This is a genomic window from Arthrobacter sp. Sr24 (genome assembly GCF_054511175.1).
Genome location: NZ_JBTNDB010000025.1, coordinates 22,697 through 40,006 on the forward strand (window position 1 = coordinate 22,697; position 17,310 = coordinate 40,006).

The window sequence follows — 17,310 nt, forward strand, 5'->3', positions numbered from 1 at the left end:
GGACCTATTCGGCCGAAACCATGAGAAAGTTATCCACTTCTGTGGATAACCTTGTGAACAACTCTGGATAATAGTGATTTCGAAAACAGCTTGTGGATAGTTCGAAGAAGTTGTCCACGCTGGTGGATAAGTGTGTGGGTTGTGGGAAACAGTTATCCACACTGTGGACAACTGTGGGGATATCAGAAAATCGAGCATTCCCAGTGAGTCTTTTTGTAGGTTCTCGTTTTGGATGTCACTTTTCTCAGTTTCGTGTCACCAGCGTGTCACCGTTCTCAGTTTCGTGTCACCAGTCGCATACTTGTGGCATGACCGAAATCCGGGGTCAGAACGTTATTGTGCGTTACCTCTGTGTTGACCGAGGTGAGGTTAGTACGCGCTTCAGCGAGGTTGACGTGGACGCTGTGCTCCACGGGTTGCCCGTGCGGAAGCCTCCAACGTATAGAAACCAGCGGAACTATCCCGGGTTGTTTTGGTCATCGACTACCGGGGCGTTGCTGATTTACGAGAGTCTGTTGGAATTGGATTGCTTGTGGCTAAAGGATTTTGATCCCGCTGTTGAATGGATTGCTACTCAACCATTTGAAATGACCGGGTGGTGCGCTGGACGCAGCCGGCGCCATGTTCCTGACATCATGCTCCGTATGACTTCTGGCCGGGTTCGGGTCGTGGATGTGAAGCCAGAGCACCGTCTGGAAGATCCAGACACTGCCGCCGTTTTCGATTGGACCGGTGAAATTTGTGCAATCCGGGGCTGGGACTATGAAGTGTGGACCGGTGCCTCAGCAGTTCTCCTGCGCAATACAAAGTTCTTGGGATCTTCTCGACGGCGCTCCTTGGCCAACAACGATGAGCTGAGAAGACTCTTGGTTGACTTCATTGAGCATCATTCGTTAGGGGAAACGATTGCTATGCTCGCGAGCCACCATGGCGGTGAGTATTTCGTGCGTACGGCATTGCTGCATCTTTTGTGGTGCGGAGTGCTGGTTTTCGATATGGAGTCGCCATTGAACGACGACACCATTATTTTTCTCGGGTCTGGAGAGCTCGATGTCCACAACGTTTGAAGTCATTGTAGGTTCGGCGATATGGCTCGAGGCTGAGATGTGGACTGTGCAGGAAATTACTGGCTCATCGATCCTGATTTCCAATGGACAGACACTGAGAAGAGTCGGCGCGGCCATGATCGCACAGGCCCACATCAGTCCCGTCATGGAGCGCGAGGTGTCCGCCAGAGAGCCGATTTCATTGGCCTTGTCCCGGCTGAGTCCCGCGAAATTGAAACAGTTGCAGTCGCTGGAGCGGGAGCTGTTGGTAATTTTGGATTCCGAGCGGGCAGAGGGCACTACCCAGAGTGAGCTCGTCCGTCAGGCTGCCGTGCGGCAGGGGCTCAGTGTGAGGACCATGCGGCGCAAGATTGCCGAGTACCGTAGCGCAGGGCTGTCCGGTCTGATTGATAGTTTGGCCACTCGGAAGTACGAATCCCGGATTGATCCGCGCTGGGATAAAGCTTGCTTGCTGGTCTTGGCTGAACTGGTCTGTGAGTCAACACCCACGAAGAAGGCTGTTATCGGTCGTGTTCGGCGCGCATTGGACGAGGAATTCGGGCCAGGATCAGTAATCTTCCCCAGTCAGGCTGTGGCCTATCGGCGCCTCGATGAGTTGGCGAAGGGGCGGCAGGCATTTGGTCAGGGGAAGGCGCGGCGGTCGATTGCTGAGCGGCCGCAGGGAATGTATGGGCGGTTGAGGGCGCAGTATCCGGGTGAGTATGTGTTGATGGATTCCACGCCGTTGGATGTTTTCGCTTTGGAGGAGGGTACTGGGCGGTGGGTTCCGGTTGAGCTGACGGTCGCGATTGATTTGTTTAGTCGGTGCATTGTGGGGTTGCGGTTGGCCCCGATTTCTACGGATGCACGCGATATTGCTGATGTGTTGTACCAGGTTGTCGCCCCGCCGGAGGAGGATTCTGAGGGGTTCCCGTATCACGGGGTCCCACGCAATTTGGTCATTGGTACTGGGGAGGATCATGCCCCGTTGGGGGCTGTTCCGGGGACGATCGTGGTTGATCATGGCAAGGCGTACCTTTCGCATCATGTCAGGGGTGCGTGCTTACGGATCGGGATCAATATTCAGCCGGCCACACCGCATAAGCCAACCGATAAGCCAGCCGTGGAGCGTTTCTTCAGGACGTTGAGGCAGTCTTTTCTGGAGCATTTGCCGGGCTATAAGGGCCCGGATGTTCACTCTCGTGGCGACAATGTGGAGAACAAGGCCGTCTACTATGTGACCGAGTTGGAGGACATGATCCGCCAGTGGGTCACGACGGTTTATCACCGTAGTTCTCATGCTGGGCTGTGTATCCCTGAGGTACCCGGTATTTCACTGTCCCCGGTGGAGATGTTTGAGGCTGGGTTGGCTAAGACCGGGCATTTACGGTTGCCAGCCTCGGAGGATCTTGTCTTTGATTTTCTGGCTGTTCATTGGCGCTCAATCCAGCATTACGGGGTGGAGATCAGGGGTCAACGCTACGACGGTGTGGTGCTCAATAAGTACAGGAACCTGAAGTCGAGGGAGCGTGGGGCCAATGCTGGGAAGTGGCCGTTCTTTTATGACACCCATGATGTGAGGTACGTGTATTTCAAGGATCCTGATGAGCGCCGTTGGCACCGTTTGGACTGGGAGCACGCACCCATGTTGGATGCCCCGTTTTCCCAGAAGGCAGCGGAGTACGCGCGCGAGGTGGCCAGGCGGGAGAACAGGCATGTGAATCCGGAACAGGCAGTCTTTGAACTGTTGGAGAAGTGGCGGTCGAAGGAGATCCTTTCTCGCAGTGAAACGAATCTTTCCAAACGGCTTTCGGCTGGGAAACACCAAGGGTTGCAGAACAAGTCCAAGCCCGCGGCCGATCCGGCCCCAGCGGAGCCTACCGCCGGTGGCGAGGTGAAGCCGGCTACCCGGACAGCACGGAAAGTCCGGGATGAGAAAGCTGAGGAGCGTAATAGCCGGGTCTTTGACGTTTTCGCTGAGTACTACGAAGACCAGCCTGGCCGGGAGCTGGAGGTCTTTGAATGAGCCAGAATCCGTGGATCGCGTGGTTGCAGCGTAATGGCCCACACCCGTACCGGCTGGGCAGTAAGGCTGGTTGGTTTGCCTATGTTGATGCTGTGAAGCGTGATCCTTTGGATCGGTTGGACTTGCCGGCGCTGAGGGCCTTGGATGAGGAGGCGTTGGAGGATTACAACGAGTGTCGGATGGTGTGGAATTCCAATATCCCTACCGTGCGGACTCAGCAACTTGAACACGCGTTTACATTGATTGATCAGGTGATGGCCTCGAATCGGCGTGATGGAGACAGGCTTAAGGGTGCGGTCGCTATTGATTCCCCGCCGGGTTTGGGTAAGACAACGATTGCTGCCAGTTACGGGAAGAGCTTTCATCGTGCGCAGATTCGCCGTTATGGGCCGCGGACCACGGAAGGGAACCAGCGGATCCCGGTCGTCTTTGTATCTTTGACGGCTAACAGCACGCTGAAGGCGTTGAACTCTCGCATCGTTGAGTTCTACGGTCACCCGGCCCTGAATAAGGTGACGGCAACGAAATTGACGTCTCTGGCGGTGGAGATGGTGGTGCGCTGTGAAACGGCGGTGATCATTGTTGATGATCTTCACTTTGTGGACTTCAACCACCGCTCGGGGGCCGAGATCAGCAACCATCTGAAGTGGTTGGCTAACGAACTGCCAGTGACATTTATTTATACCGGGGTGGGTTTGGCGGAGAAGAGCTTCTTCAGTGAAGGACTCTACGGTGAGTCCGCGGCCCTGGCTCAGACTGCCCGCAGGACTACGGTGTGCCCGATCCAACCCTTCTCGCTCACCACTGATACTGGCTCCCAGGCTTGGACGGCAATGCTGAAGCTTTTGGAGGGCAGTCTGAATCTCGGTGCACCGCGGGCGGGGATGCTCGTTGATCAGGCGGTCCTGATCTTTGAGCGGACGCAGGGCCATATTGCTTCGCTGGCCTCATTAGTGGAGAGGTGTGCACAGTTGGCCATCGCCACGGGTGAGGAGAGTATTTCGGAGAAAATTTTGGCGATGGCTGTCACCGATAGTGCGGCAAGTAATGCCTACGCAGCCTCTTGATGATGACCATTCCCTGACCATCGTGGATCAGTCCGGATCTGTGTCTGATCCGGTGGGTAATTCCTTGTGGCCGCTGCAGCCCAAAGCCGTTCCGGGGGAAACTTTGCCGAGCTGGTTGCGGGCCATGGCAAGGCTCTACCGGATCGACACCAAAACTATGGTGCACCTGTTGGGACTACCCATCAGGCGCCAAAACTATCGAACAATGCATAACGCTGCCCAACACTTCGCTCAGAATGTTACAAATACCAGTGGATGCCGGATCGAGGAGTTTCAGCGGATGGCGGCCGGATGGCAACTGCCGGCACTGCAACGCTTCGGCGCAGAAACCACGGCAACAATAGTCGCCGCTGTGAATGGCAGCTCATACTGTCCGCTGTGCTTGAGAGGAAATGATGGGCGGTGGGTGACTGACTGGCTCAATCCGCTCTACACGTACTGCCCCGAGCACGGTGTTCGTCTGGAGAAGCTGTGTCCGAACTGCCAATCCCGGCCGTTTCATGGCATTGACTGGCTGTGGGACAACAGAGATGGCTGGCAATGCTGTAAAACCAACGTAGCCACCCCTGATGGTGACGTTGTGAAGACCCGAGTGTGTGGCTTTGATCTTCGCCAGGCAGAACCCAGCGGGGACACGACGGCGGAGCGGCTCTTCGCCCAAGATCATTTGAAATGGGTCCTTGATTCAGTCCTGGTCGGCAGCCAGGAAATTCCCATGTGCGGAACCCTCCTGAAACCTCGTGAGGCCTGCACACTCTTTTTAGGGTTGATTGCTCACGGCAAGGGGATCAAGGCCAGTAAGTCTGGATATCAGGCAACGCCACGCACGCCCGAAGCAGTGGCGGAGGCATCCCGAATCCTGTGCGCGGATACTCAGCGTGAGGCCCAACTGGAATTAGCCGCTCTTAACAGAAAGGCAAGCATTAGCCTGACTGTTCCCACCCTTGCGGGCAACTGGCTTCAGCTGAACACCGACACAATCATTCCGGCCAAGACATTCTCTGGACAGGCTACTCGTGGCGTCGAACGGAGTCCTTGGGAAGTCTGGAGCCAAGAAGCGATGCTTCCACGTATTCATTTCCATGAACGAAACCTTCCGGCTATGATCTGGCCCAGCGCTTTGGAAGGCATCCACAGCAAGCATCTCTATACGACCAAGATCGCTATTTCAGTGGCATTGGTCCGAGCCATTCACCAGACAGATTGGTCCAGAGCGGCTGGCCGCTTGGGACTCCAATACAAAGACCACAGCAAGATCACCAGAAACGTCAGAAGGAACGATCTTGTCGGTGAAGTTAACCGCCAGGTCTACCGGATCAAGCCATTCCTCGAAGCACTCAATAACGAGGAGCTCTTGATTGACTACGGCCGGCGCCGCAAGGAATTGCTCAATCCGGAACCACTGCTGAAAATCCTCACCGAGTATTGGCAGGACAACGTTGGAACCAGTGCTGACTTTCCTGCGCTAACCTGCAGATTCTGGGCTTTGTACACAGGCGGCGATATACGGTTCGTTCCCGCCCTCTACAGCCGCGTAGCCATGAGCCAGACGGAGACCGAGATGTGGAGAAACGACCAAGAATACCGGCGCACCGTCCACTACCACTTCAACCTCCTCGCCAAGGAAATCCTCCACAACCGCGGGATGAATGAACCCGTCATCTGGCGCCCACATTTCCGCAGTGGCGATCATGCGGAATGACCTTCGACCAGTACATTGACGGCAGGAGCGTTTATCTTGAATTATCCCCAATTATCAAGAATTCGAGATAATGAAGGAGACGATGATGATCCCATGTGAACATCGTCGAACACCGTCCCGTAAGCTGAACGGCTTGCGAGACGGTAATGATGGGCATGCGCCAGAGACTACTGATTAGCAACCATTGTTGACAGCTATTCCTTAGCAATGTAAGTTGACAGCATGAAGTCAGGACAGATCGCAACAGTCGCCTCAGACACCAGCGACCCACGCGCCGGGCTTCGCGCCATCGCTTCCCTCCGTGCACTCACCGAGAGACTCGAACTCGCGCAAGTTGAGGCGGGTCTGGTTTTGGGTATGAGCTGGCAGAACATCGCCGATGCTCTCGGAGTCTCCAGGCAAGCAGTGCATAAGAAGTACGCCAAGAAGGTAGATCAGAGCATCCCCGTTCCAAGGAGGAACCAGTGAGTAAGTTCACCAACGCGGCAACCACATCGCACACGCTCTCGGTCGCCGCCATGGAGGAAGCCTCCCGCTTCGGCCAGCGCAGCACTGACATTGATCACATGTTTCTTGCCCTGATGGTCAGCGAACAGGTCGCCGGGCAAGTATTGCGCAGTGCAGGGATCACGCTTAAAGCTGCACGGGAAGCAGTAGCAGAGCAGCATTCAGCACAACTCGCCTCACTCGGCATCAGCACTGGACTTCCGCGGCAGGGCCGGATCGTCTTCCATGAAACTGGTGGCTACGAGTGGAGTGACCGGGCCTTAGTAGTCATCAAGCGTGCGAGCGACGGCGAGAAGTGTGGCGACGCCGCCGCCGTGCTGCGCGAACTCGTCACGGAGCCAAGCGGCATGATCGACCAAGTATTACAGCGTCTCGGCTCCGCGCCCGATCTGGTGATCGCACGACTCGATGAAGTTCAGCGCTACCCTACGCTCACGCCAAAACATGCCATCCAGCCAGGCCGACGCTCGGGAGCCTGCGAGACATTCGTCCCGGCTCCGGTCGAGCAGGTCTGGGGACTGCTCGCCAATCCAACACGGATTCCTGAGTGGGAACCGATGATTGGTGATGTCATGCTCGAAGAAACACAAAAAGAAGCTCAGATTGGCGATCGCTGGACAACGCACGCCCGAACGCGGCGGTCTGATGGCAAACCGATTCGGATCAAGCCTGCATTCCAGACTCAGGACGTCGAACTTCTCGCATGCACAGCCGAAACACTGATCGAGTGGCAGTTCACCTATCCCGATTCACCACAGGCTGACGCCAAGCGCGTTTGGATCGAGCTGGAGCCCGCAACTGGCGGTACTCACCTGCGCATCTCTTTGAAGTGGGAACGTAACTCCAATCGCCCTTCTCGTCCGATCCGCGGAATGCTTATCCGCCCGCTCGTGCGCTTCGGGATCTGGATGCAATTATCGCAACTGAGCGGCGGCATCAGTCGAGCATTCCGCTAATTGGTCCAGAGGAACAAAGTAATGAAACGAGTCGCACAAGTTGTTCTCGGCATCGTCATGATCGCCGTGCTCTTCGCATGGTTGATCTTGCGGCATGAAGAACCTCTCAACGAGTGGGCTAGCAGCGGCACTCTTGTCGGTTGGGCCTTCCAAGGCCTTGCGATGCTCAGCTTTCTCGGCGGTACCGCACTCCTCGCGACCGCATGGGCACACGGCCGCGAGGAGGGGCGCGACAGCGTTACCGGAGATCCTGAAATGGATGAGTAAGTAGCCTGAGGCGCGTCAGACTCGCCCGCGTGGAACAACCAGGCTCAGGACTTTTCATCCGTCCCGCAAGCCGGTCGGTGACTGGCGCAAAGGTGATTGAAGTTCTTGGGATTGACGATCTGCGCGATCCGGCGGCCTCCCTATTCCCGTATGCCCCGATCTGATGCCCGGTGAGCGTGCCTTATACGGGACGGGGTTTCGAGCGTTTGAGGTGGGTCATAGGAAAGTGTCACGAAATTGAGAATCACGTTGACTTTGGCCTGAGCATTGTCGCAGGTCAGCGCGTTTCGCTGGTGACAGCCAGCTCGGGATCCTACACTTTTGTAGGATCCGGAGCTGCGTGTCACTATTCAGGGTTTCGTGTCACCAGACAATGGCCTCATGGTTGTTGGTAGCAAGGTTCTGGCTTGCCGGCTTGGAATGGTTTGTGGGTCTCGTAAGCAGAACGCTAAACGGACAGACTGGCAATTGGCTTACAGCCTCATGTGCCAGCGACAACCAGTAACCCCGGCGCACGATTCCCTGTCCACCTGACAGCACCCCTCGCCTCGCCTCAATACCTGAGCAACCAAGTGTGTCCCCATCTAAACCACCGCAGACTTGAGGCGCACATGGAAATTTGCACCAGATCCCGAGTGCCTTCTGGTGCGCTCCCTGTCTGGCCCATGGCGGTGGTGCCCCTATGAAACTCAGTCTGTTCGAGGTCGACTTGACGAGATTTCAGGAAGTGGCTATATTTTTTCTCGTAAGAAAATGAGAGCGGAAGTTCCCCCGTTCGCAGTAGTTGAAAATGTAGTTGAAAATGTAGTTGAAGTTGATTGTCGACGGGGAAGAACCGTTGCAGTAAACCTGGCCGTCAAGCAGTGGGAGACGGACACAAGCAACATCAGCAGTACGTGGTTGTCGACAGCTTGAGACGACCACAGCAGTACCCGGAAGACGTGGCCGTTGGAAAAACTTGGAACGACCACAGCAGTACCAGCAGTACCTGACCGTCAAGCAGTAGGAGACGGACTAGCAGGACCCGGAAGGCGTGGTCGTCGGACAGCTTGAGACGACCACAGCAACACAAGTAATGGCAGTACCCGTAGTACCGGACCGTCAAGCAGTAGGAGACGGACACCTCACCACCAGCAACAACAGCACTATCAGAACAACAGCATTACCTGCAGTACGTGGTCCTCGACAGCTTGAGATGATCACAGCAACACTAGTAACACCAGCAGTACGTGGTCCTCGACAGCTTGAGACGACCACAGCAACGCACCTTATGGGGCGGGCAAGGAAAGTGCATCCGTATGCACCCCTTGCCCGCCCCGCACCATTTTTGCTGAGGGTGCACGCCACGCGTCGAGCCCGCAGTTGTAACACGCGGGCCGAATGGGGACTGCATTTCACTAGATCCCGCCCATGGTCCTGGTTCCTCGCAGGACATCCCAGTTCCAACGAATTGGAAAACTCCGCATTGAGACACTGCCGGTCGTGAAATTGTCACTTTCAGAAAGCGACAGCACAAAATTCAGAAGTCGAGAGCACCGCAGTTCCATCTCCCTATGCGGAACCAGAAGTGGGATCGGTCTCTAAAGCTGCTGGTTGGGTGAGAAACGTCTCAGTGTGGGTAACACCCTGATTGCCACAATCGGCCAACAACGTAGGTGAAGTGCTTGCTGAACTTGGTACGTATGGATTCGCTGGATGCATGACCCAATTACGTATAGTCGCATCGTGTGTGACGGGCAATTTGAACTGCAACGACACCAGCTCCACTAGCTGGGATGGGTTCCTTATTGTCGTCATCGTGCTTGTCGCCCTCTCTCTTGCTGGTCTCGCATGGAAGCGCATACGTTCCAGGAAGAATCGACCCTCAGACGACACTTTGTACGGTTTGCATTGCCAGCGTGCCGGTCCAGAACTGCCAGACTGTGCCGAAAGTGCTCTCACGTATAGACGTTGCCGAAGCGTCCCGCAAGACGGTCGGTGACTGGCCCAACGGTGGTTGAAATTCTTGGGTTGACGATCTGCGCGATCCAGCGGCCTCTCTGTTCCCGTATGCCCCGCCCGATTTAGGGCCCGGTGACGTGCCATATAAGGGACGGGGTCTAGAGCCCTTGAGGTCGGTCGTAGGAAAGTGTGACGAAATTGAGAATAGCGGTGGCTTTGGCTTGAGCATCGTCGCAGGTCAGCGCGTTTTACTGGTGACAGTCAGCTCGGTTTCCTACATTTATGCTTCGATTGTTCGTGTTTCTGTCCGTAACACAGGCGGCGCGTCGACACATTGGACCTCGCCTACTTAGAATGGGCACAGAGTCGCTGCTATAGGGCTGGAGCTTGTACTACGTGGCCTGGTTTGAGGCCTCTGAAGGGCAGTGCCGGATGGGCTGACACTGTATGAAATGGGGATGAGTGGCCCGTCGCGCAAAGGCAAGGGATATCGTTCTCCAGCTCAGGAATAACAGTTCACGAGGCGTGCTGATAGTTGGTGCCCGCGGTGCAGGAAAAACCTGGATGTTGAGCCAGATTCTGGATGAGCTCGGTCCGGAATCCACTACCATCAGGCTTTCCGCCAGCAAAGCCCTAGCCGGCATTCCCTTTGGGGCCGTCAATGCCCGGGTAGGCGCCAATGTGGTTCGTACCAGTGACTACTACGAGGTCCTCAACGGCTTGCTCGAGCAGATTGATGAAGCGGCTGCTTCGAGCACGCGCGTTTTCTTAATGGTCGATAACTCAGAGAACCTGGATAACCAGAGCGCAGCCATCATCATGCAAGTGGTCATGTCATCTGTTGCGAAGCTTATCGTCGTTGACCAACATGGCAGCCACAGCAGCCAGCTCCGGGAACTGTGGCGCGATGGCCACTTGACCCGCTTCGAACTTGGACCGCTGCAAACAGATGATGTGCAGGAAATGCTGGAGAAAGTCCTCGGTGGACAAATTGCCAGCCCCGTCATCAACTATTTAACCAGCCGCTCTGCTGGAAATCCTTTGGTACTCAAGGGGCTCATAGCAGGCGCCCAAGAAGAAGGCTCGCTCCGCAAAGTCAACGACGTGTGGATTCTTGACCATCCCGGCGACAAGCTGAGCTCAGAAGCCTGGGAATTCATGCAGATGGATCTGGCACATCTGCCTGAGGAGTCTCGCAGAGTCATTGAAATTTTGGCCTTGGCCGGTACATTGCCACTGGACGCCATTCTTGAACTCTCCAGTGTTGAAGCAGTCGATGACATTCAGCAGCGTGAATTGGTGGCTATTACCCCGGGCCCGGTATTGAGGATGCAGCTATCCCGCCTCGTTACTGCGGCATCCATTCGCGCCATGATTCCCATTGGACGCAGCAGGCAACTTCTGAACGAAGTTACCAAAGTGCTGCCAACCTCGAATCAACCCTCGCCCATTGAAATTACCAACATCACGCGGTGGACTCTGGATTGCGGGCTTCACGTTGATGACGATCAGCTCCTTGAGGCGGCCATTTTCGCCAATCAGCTGATGCGGCCGGTGGAAGCGTTGCAGTTTTGCAGTATGCCGGTTCGCTCGGAGTATCAGGCAGCATTATTGGCAGAGAAGGCCGTGGCGTTGTCTAACCAGAATCTCGTTGTTGAAGCCCGCAGCCAAGCCCGGCGGGCCTTTGAGTTGGCAGCTACTCCGGAGGCGGCGGCCAGCGCCATACGGGCAGTTCATATAAGTTACTTTGCTGAGCTCGATTATGAGGCACAACTCAACCACGTTTTGGAGCAATTCCAACAACGGTTTGGCATGGTGTCCGTGCACCAAGCCAGAACCCGGGCCGAGATTAGCGTACTGATGGTGATGGCGAAACGGGATGTAACCATAGGGAATATTGAGGGCGCCACGACCATTATTGAAAAGGTTCTGAAACATCCTTTGGCTGACAACGTCAGTGACAAGGTGATTTTGAAGGCGCTTTTGGGTGAAATTTTGAGTGCCACGGGAAAGATGAGTCAGGCTGTCGTTCTGGCTGGTGAGGTTTTCGCGGAGCTGGAGCGTCCTGAAGGATTCCCCCGTCCTGATGTTTCGTTGTTGGCCTACACCCGTTCTACGGCTGCGCTCATCTACGACGGCGCGTGGGACCTTGCGCGTGCGGCGTTGCATCCGGCGATATTCGTCAATACGGATCTGATGTTGTCATCTGGCGGGTTGCGCGATCTTGCAGCCGCTACCATGGCGTGTCGACGCGGCTATTTTGAAGAGGCTCTCCCCGCCCTGCGGTCTGCTTCGGTGGCCTTGGCTGATTACGATCCTCTGTCTGTGCTACCCACGGCGTTAGGTCTGTTGGCCTATTCTCTGGTGATGCAAGGGGATTTAGTGGGAGCTCAAGAACAACTTTCGCAATTGGCGTTACTGAACCGACGCAGTGGAAAATTTCATGAACTTGAAGCATCCGCTTATGCGGCTGCGGCCCAGGTTATGACTGGCCAACGTGAAATGGGGCTGGTCAGGTTGCGTAGTCTGCAGCGCGAATGCCGGACGCGGGGGTTTACGGGGATCGAGCTGACGGTGCTCTCTCTGTTAGTGCGTGTAGGTGACGACACTGCGGTGTCGCGGTTGTCAGAAATTGCGGCAAGGGTGGATTCCGGAAGTAAGGAGTTTTTCCTTGAGTGGTCCAACGCCATGGCGTCGCAAAATCCGGCAGATCTTGACAGAGCCAGCCTTATAGCCAGGAAGTACGGCTTCGATCTGGTTGCCGTTGAACTGGCTACCCATACTCTGAACAAATTTCACAACAGCGGCAAAGTCCACAAGAGCAGTAAGACAGCGAGCAAGGTGGCTGCCATGCGTGAACAACTGCCTTGGGTGGTGTCCCCGGTGTTCAACGCCTTCGAAGCCCCCTCCCTGACGCGTCGGGAGCACCAAATAGCGCTCTTGGTTGCTCAGGGCGAATCTAATAATTCAATAGCCTCCAGCCTCCATGTTTCCTTGCGCACCATTGAAGGTCACCTATACCGGACGTTCATCAAGTTGGACATCCAATCCAGGGAACAGCTGGCCTCCCGGATGAATGGTGACGAGCCTCAACAACTAAGCGACTTTCAATCATCGAAAGAGAGCATTGTCGTCCGCTACGACCTCTAGCTGGCAGCCGGTATTCACATGCGTCAAGGCCCTGCCGTCAGTGCAGGAGCGTTGAGATGTCTTGGGTGTTCTCTGTGAGCAGGTCTGCGAAAGGAATCAGCTGCTCTGTCCAGAACTGCGGCACAAGACTAAAGTTGAGGCAGAAGCGGCACCCCCATGCCAGCTGGCTTCAGCAGCTGGCGCTACGAAAGACGGTCAAAAATCATGACAAAGCAAGAAGACAATCACGGTCGGTACGAGCAGGGCTCCTACGGCAAGGCCGGTTTAGAGGCAGAGCACGGCTCAGAGGACTCTGAAGGCCGCTACGTTGAAGGTGACTACGGGCAGGCAGGCACTGAAGAGGCGGAGCTTGAGGCTGAGCGCGGAAGGTTCGTTGAAGCCAACTACGGCACGGCCGGAGACGTACCGGGCCGTGCCGCAAAAGATCCCCGTGGCCACTACATTCAAAGTGACCTAGGCGAAGATAAGAAGACTGAGAACTAGCTGCGCCAGCGGGTGGTCATCATGAACCCGGATAGTGCAATGGCAAAACCAATCGCGATGTTCCAGTTGTGGATATCGGGGATGGGTAACTTACCATCTGAGATGTAGTAGGTGATGATCCAGAATAGGCCCACCAGCATCAAGGTGACCATAACTGGAAGGAACCACACGGCATTGGGTTTCTGTGTCTTACTAGAAGGCGTTTGAGCCGGACCTTTGGTGGGACGGCGACGCGATTTTGACTCAGGCACAAAAGCTCCTTGACATTGTGATCGCAAGAAAACGACCACCTCGATGGGGGTGAGCCGTCCATTGCCTGTGATGTTGCTGGGGAATTTTTCCAAGGCCCTGAACTGCCGGTATTGTTGACGTAATTCTAGCCGCATTTAAGGCAGCTGGGGATTGCATGACACTACCGCTCAACTTCAGTCAGGAGACCCGCGTGGTTCGATCGCCCGACCATGTCGAATCAGCTGTGGGTGTTGACGAACTCATCACCGATAACGAGAAGATACGTACCAGGAACAAGCGTGCTGCCGGACGCCGGAAGGCTCAGCGTCCAAAGCAAGGATTCTTTCGAACCTTGATCCAGGTCATGGGTGAACTGCTTATTACCTGTGGCGTTATCTTGTTGCTATTCGTGGTGTGGGAGCTGTGGTGGACGAATATTGAGGCTAATTCCGCTCAGCAAGCCGCCGTCTCCCAGTTTGCCCAAGAATTTCAAGGCCCGGTGACGCCTCCGCCTGCGGACGCACCTCCCGTTGATTACGGACCGCCTAAGGTGATGGTCGCGCCAGAACAAGGAAGCACAGTGTTCGGGGTGGTCTACATTCCGCGATTCGGCGCCACCTACAGCAGGCCGCTAGTGGAAGGGACCGCCCCTGCGCAGCTCGATTCGCTCGGCTTGGGTCGTTATGACAGCACCGCGATGCCGGGCGATGTAGGAAACTTTGCCGTGGCAGGTCACCGACAGACTCACGGTGCCGTTCTGGACGCCGTCCACACACTGGTCCCTGGAGACAAAATATATGTCCAGACTAAGGACGGCTACTACACCTATATGTTCCGGAACAACCAAATTGTCATGCCAAACCGGGCTGACGTTCTCGCTCCCATCCCCACCCAGCCGGACGCCACACCCACTGATCGCTTTATGACCATGACCAGTTGTAATCCCCGCTTCGGTGCGGAAGAGCGAATTATCAGCTACTCACTATTGGATTCGTGGCGGCCTGCCAGCGCTGGTCCTCCAGCAGAAATTGCCGCCCAAATTGCAGCGAACCAGAACGGGAAGGGCTGAGTATGTACGGCTGGATCTTTAGAAACCTCCCGGGGCCCTTGTGGTTCCGAATCATCACAACCATTCTTTTCTTGGCAGCAGCCGTTCTGTTGTTGATGCAGTTCGTCTTCCCGTGGCTCTCCCAATTCAACCCTCTGAATGATTCAACGATTGGTGGTGGAGTCTGAAATGGCAGTGCGGATTCTTGTCATAGATAACTACGACAGCTTCGTCTACACACTGGTTGGCTACCTCCAGCAGCTGGGCGCCGAAACCACAGTTGTGCGTAATGACGATGTCACCTTGGCTGAAGCTGTGGAACTGGCAGGCACGCGCGACGGCGTACTGGTCTCCCCGGGTCCCGGCACCCCCGCAGAGGCTGGGGTATGCATCGAATTAATCAAGTGGTGCGGTAGTAACAACAAGCCCATGTTGGGCGTCTGCCTGGGTCATCAGGCATTGGCAGAAGCCTATGGTGGCGTGGTTACGCATGCCGAGCAGCTCATGCATGGCAAAACTAGCGAGGTTCATCACCACGGAGCCAGCGTATTTGCCGGATTGCCCAGCCCTGTCACAGCCACTCGATACCACTCCCTGTCTGCTGTCCCGGATAGCATTCCTGAGGTCCTTGAGGTCACGGCAGAAACGGCCGACGGCGTGATTATGGGTTTGGCGCACAAGAGCGCACCACTGTGTGGGGTCCAGTTCCATCCAGAATCAGTGCTCACCGAAGGCGGTTACACCATGTTGGGTAACTGGCTGGAATCACTGGGACTGACAGGTGCTGCCGCGAAGGCAGCCACCCTGAGCCCACTCATCAACAGCTAGACCTGATGGAAGTCATCTAGAGAAGCGTGGTCACGGTTAGCATCAGCATCTAACCTCAGTGACGTACCTCAGCAAGGATTAGGCTAGGGCTTCTTGGGCTTTTTCGACGGTTCCGGTTTTGTCGGGGGTGATTTCGTCTGCTCGGGTGATGTTGTGGACGTCGGGGTTGGTGTTGGCGTAGGCTCCGCCGGCGCCGGCTCCGGTGCCTTCGCCAAAGTAACCACAACGGTTGTCCGTTGTGCCACGTCCGAACCGGCCGGAATAGATTGCCCCGTCACCATACCTGGGGTGACGACAGAGTTCTCAGATTCCTCAAACGTGACCTCTAGATGCTCCGAGACCTTCTTCAAAGCAGCCGTCACGGTTTGCCTAACCAACTCAGGGTCCTTGGTTAGGTCAAACAGGGATGGCATTGCTACCTGGCCTGTGGAAACCTTGATGGTAACGCTGGTGCCCACGGGCACTTTCTCGCCGGGAGCCGGATCCGTGGTGACCACCAGATTGGCCCCTATTGAGCCGTCATTGACCAGATCGGTGGCACGGATGAGTAAACCAAGATCTATCAGGTCCTGACGTACATCGCCCTCAGTTCTGCCGGTCACTTCCGCGGGGATTAGTACTTCGGAGGGCCCCTTGGAGACAACCACCTCCACTGAGGTGCCCACTTCGGTCAGGGTACCGGCTTTGGGATCTGTGCGGATCACATCTCCCTGATCCACCTCGGAGGAAAACTCCTCGGTGCTGCGAGGGTCTAGGCCCAAGTTCTTCAAGAGGAACATCGCGTCGTCCTTAGCCATCCCGGCCAAGGCCGGAATGCTTTCTTGGGCAACTGCGGCAGGTGCTTGGTTAAGCATGTTGTAGCCCAGCACTCCCCCACCGCCGAGCATGATCGCCAACAGTACAAAGAGCGTCACCATCCATGCTCGACGGCGGCGCCTGACGGCAGGTGCCACCTCACCGTGGTCTTCGGGAACCACTTCCTCAGTGGTTAACGCTCCCCCCGCCATGACCTTGGCCATGGCGCGGGTGGAGGGCCCGGCGTCGTTCGTGTCTTGTAGGGGGGCTGAGGCAATCGTGTCAGCGACCGTAGCGATCACTGTAGTATCGTTCCCCTCGTTCGCCTTGACGGTATGGCCCGCCTGCTCGTGCCCCGACGGTGGCATGACGCCGGCCCCAGCAGCACGGAGGGCTCGCCGGAAGGAGGCGGCATCTTGAAAACGCTGCTGCCTATCCTTTTGGAGTGCGCGCATGAGCAACGCATCCAAGGCAGGGCTCAGTGCTGTGTTGAAGGTGCTCGGTGCGGGGGGCAGCTCACGCACATGCTGGTAGGCGACGGAGACTGGTGAGTCACCTATGAAAGGCGGCCGTCCCGCCAGCATTTCGTAGAGCAGGCAGCCTGCAGAATAAAGGTCGCTGCGAGCATCGACACTCTCCCCACGGGCTTGTTCCGGCGATAAATACTGGGCGGTACCCATGACGGTCTGTGTCTGCGTCATGGTCGCAGCAGAGTCTGAGATGGTCCGTGCGATACCAAAGTCCATGACCTTGACCTGGCCCAGAACACCCTGATCATCTTCGGTGACCATGACGTTGGCAGGCTTGATATCACGGTGGACTATACCCGCGCGGTGACTGTAATCTAGGGCTGCCAGAACACCCATGGAGTATTCCAGTGCTTGCTCTGTGGTGATGTTCTTGCCGCGGATTAAATCTCGCAGGGTCTTGCCGTGAACATATTCCATGACAATGTATGGCACATGCGCACCATCTCCTGGATAGTCCCCGGAGACGTGCTCGCCTGTGTCGTACACGGCGACGATGGCGGGGTGGTTTAGCCCCGCCACAGCCTGAGCCTCCCGACGGAAGCGGGCCTGCAGTTGCGAATCGCGGGCTACATCAGCCCGCAGTAATTTAATCGCCACAGTACGGCCCAATCGGATATCTTGGGCCTTATACACATCAGCCATGCCACCACGGCCTAGCAATTCCCCAATCTCATACCTGTCATTGAGGACGCGCGGAATACTCATGAGTTCCAGTTAGTCCTTTCAGAGGACG

General features: G+C 56.1%; 14 protein-coding genes. 12 read left to right on the top strand and 2 right to left on the bottom strand.

Annotated features, from left to right (window positions below; genetic code table 11):
* Positions 1 to 308 precede the first annotated feature (308 nt).
* The 10 genes from ACX80D_RS14480 to ACX80D_RS14525 all read left to right on the top strand — a co-directional run bounded on the left by ACX80D_RS14480 (position 309) and on the right by ACX80D_RS14525 (position 13,145).
* Positions 309 to 1,067: a TnsA-like heteromeric transposase endonuclease subunit gene (locus tag ACX80D_RS14480; protein ID WP_459323572.1), complete on the top strand. Its 759-nt coding sequence runs from the start codon at positions 309 to 311 to the stop codon at positions 1,065 to 1,067.
* Positions 1,051 to 3,072, top strand: a complete 2,022-nt coding sequence (locus ACX80D_RS14485; protein WP_459323573.1) for a transposase family protein — start codon at positions 1,051 to 1,053, stop codon at positions 3,070 to 3,072. The genes ACX80D_RS14480 and ACX80D_RS14485 overlap by 17 nt, the downstream gene beginning before the upstream one ends.
* Positions 3,069 to 4,139, top strand: coding sequence for a TniB family NTP-binding protein (locus ACX80D_RS14490; RefSeq protein ID WP_459323574.1), 1,071 nt, complete (start codon positions 3,069 to 3,071; stop codon positions 4,137 to 4,139). Before ACX80D_RS14485 ends, ACX80D_RS14490 begins: the two co-directional genes overlap by 4 nt.
* On the top strand, positions 4,120 to 5,841 hold the full coding sequence (locus ACX80D_RS14495; RefSeq protein ID WP_459323575.1) for a TniQ family protein: 1,722 nt from the start codon (positions 4,120 to 4,122) through the stop codon (positions 5,839 to 5,841). Before ACX80D_RS14490 ends, ACX80D_RS14495 begins: the two co-directional genes overlap by 20 nt.
* 222 nt (positions 5,842 to 6,063) lie before the next feature.
* Positions 6,064 to 6,309 carry a hypothetical protein gene (locus ACX80D_RS14500; protein ID WP_459323576.1) on the top strand — a complete coding sequence of 82 codons (246 nt, stop codon included), beginning with the start codon at positions 6,064 to 6,066 and terminating at the stop codon, positions 6,307 to 6,309.
* Entirely contained in the window at positions 6,306 to 7,304 is a 999-nt protein-coding gene (locus tag ACX80D_RS14505) for an SRPBCC family protein (RefSeq protein WP_459323577.1), read from the top strand. The genes ACX80D_RS14500 and ACX80D_RS14505 overlap by 4 nt, the downstream gene beginning before the upstream one ends.
* Positions 7,305 to 7,325: 21 nt before the next feature.
* Complete coding sequence (locus ACX80D_RS14510) at positions 7,326 to 7,571, top strand: hypothetical protein (protein ID WP_459323578.1); 246 nt, start codon at positions 7,326 to 7,328, stop codon at positions 7,569 to 7,571.
* Positions 7,572 to 7,600: 29 nt separating this feature from the next.
* Positions 7,601 to 7,735 (top strand): hypothetical protein, encoded by a 135-nt coding sequence (locus tag ACX80D_RS14515; RefSeq protein ID WP_459323579.1) that lies wholly within the window; start codon positions 7,601 to 7,603, stop codon positions 7,733 to 7,735.
* 2,302 nt (positions 7,736 to 10,037) lie between these two features.
* Complete coding sequence (locus tag ACX80D_RS14520) at positions 10,038 to 12,662, top strand: LuxR C-terminal-related transcriptional regulator (RefSeq protein ID WP_459323580.1); 2,625 nt, start codon at positions 10,038 to 10,040, stop codon at positions 12,660 to 12,662.
* A 204-nt stretch (positions 12,663 to 12,866) separates the two neighbouring features.
* Positions 12,867 to 13,145 carry a hypothetical protein gene (locus tag ACX80D_RS14525; protein ID WP_459323581.1) on the top strand — a complete coding sequence of 93 codons (279 nt, stop codon included), beginning with the start codon at positions 12,867 to 12,869 and terminating at the stop codon, positions 13,143 to 13,145.
* On the opposite strand, the gene ACX80D_RS14530 is transcribed toward ACX80D_RS14525, so the two are convergent.
* The gene (locus ACX80D_RS14530) at positions 13,142 to 13,396 is read right to left on the bottom strand and encodes a cell division protein CrgA (RefSeq protein ID WP_459323582.1); all 255 of its coding nucleotides are present in this window, start codon (positions 13,394 to 13,396) and stop codon (positions 13,142 to 13,144) included. The two genes, ACX80D_RS14525 and ACX80D_RS14530, sit on opposite strands and share 4 nt — an antisense overlap.
* Before the next feature lie 332 nt (positions 13,397 to 13,728).
* On the opposite strand from ACX80D_RS14530, the gene ACX80D_RS14535 reads away from it, so the two are divergent.
* Both ACX80D_RS14535 and ACX80D_RS14540 read left to right on the top strand, forming a co-directional pair.
* The gene (locus tag ACX80D_RS14535; RefSeq protein WP_459323592.1) at positions 13,729 to 14,445 is read left to right on the top strand and encodes a class E sortase; all 717 of its coding nucleotides are present in this window, start codon (positions 13,729 to 13,731) and stop codon (positions 14,443 to 14,445) included.
* A 168-nt stretch (positions 14,446 to 14,613) separates the two neighbouring features.
* The gene (locus tag ACX80D_RS14540; protein WP_459323593.1) at positions 14,614 to 15,252 is read left to right on the top strand and encodes an anthranilate synthase component II; all 639 of its coding nucleotides are present in this window, start codon (positions 14,614 to 14,616) and stop codon (positions 15,250 to 15,252) included.
* Between the two features lie 83 nt (positions 15,253 to 15,335).
* Here the strand turns inward: ACX80D_RS14540 and pknB are convergent, their stop codons facing one another.
* Positions 15,336 to 17,282 carry a Stk1 family PASTA domain-containing Ser/Thr kinase gene (gene pknB / locus ACX80D_RS14545; RefSeq protein ID WP_459323583.1) on the bottom strand — a complete coding sequence of 649 codons (1,947 nt, stop codon included), beginning with the start codon at positions 17,280 to 17,282 and terminating at the stop codon, positions 15,336 to 15,338.
* Positions 17,283 to 17,310: the final 28 nt, after the last annotated feature.

Coding starts and splice junctions, on each gene's coding strand:
- ACX80D_RS14480 (WP_459323572.1), top strand. CDS start 309: ATGACCGAAATCCGGGGTCAGAACGTTATTGTGCGTTACCTCTGTGTT.
- pknB (WP_459323583.1), bottom strand. CDS start 17,282: ATGAGTATTCCGCGCGTCCTCAATGACAGGTATGAGATTGGGGAATTG.
- ACX80D_RS14500 (WP_459323576.1), top strand. CDS start 6,064: ATGAAGTCAGGACAGATCGCAACAGTCGCCTCAGACACCAGCGACCCA.
- ACX80D_RS14510 (WP_459323578.1), top strand. CDS start 7,326: ATGAAACGAGTCGCACAAGTTGTTCTCGGCATCGTCATGATCGCCGTG.
- ACX80D_RS14525 (WP_459323581.1), top strand. CDS start 12,867: ATGACAAAGCAAGAAGACAATCACGGTCGGTACGAGCAGGGCTCCTAC.
- ACX80D_RS14485 (WP_459323573.1), top strand. CDS start 1,051: ATGTCCACAACGTTTGAAGTCATTGTAGGTTCGGCGATATGGCTCGAG.
- ACX80D_RS14495 (WP_459323575.1), top strand. CDS start 4,120: ATGCCTACGCAGCCTCTTGATGATGACCATTCCCTGACCATCGTGGAT.
- ACX80D_RS14490 (WP_459323574.1), top strand. CDS start 3,069: ATGAGCCAGAATCCGTGGATCGCGTGGTTGCAGCGTAATGGCCCACAC.
- ACX80D_RS14540 (WP_459323593.1), top strand. CDS start 14,614: ATGGCAGTGCGGATTCTTGTCATAGATAACTACGACAGCTTCGTCTAC.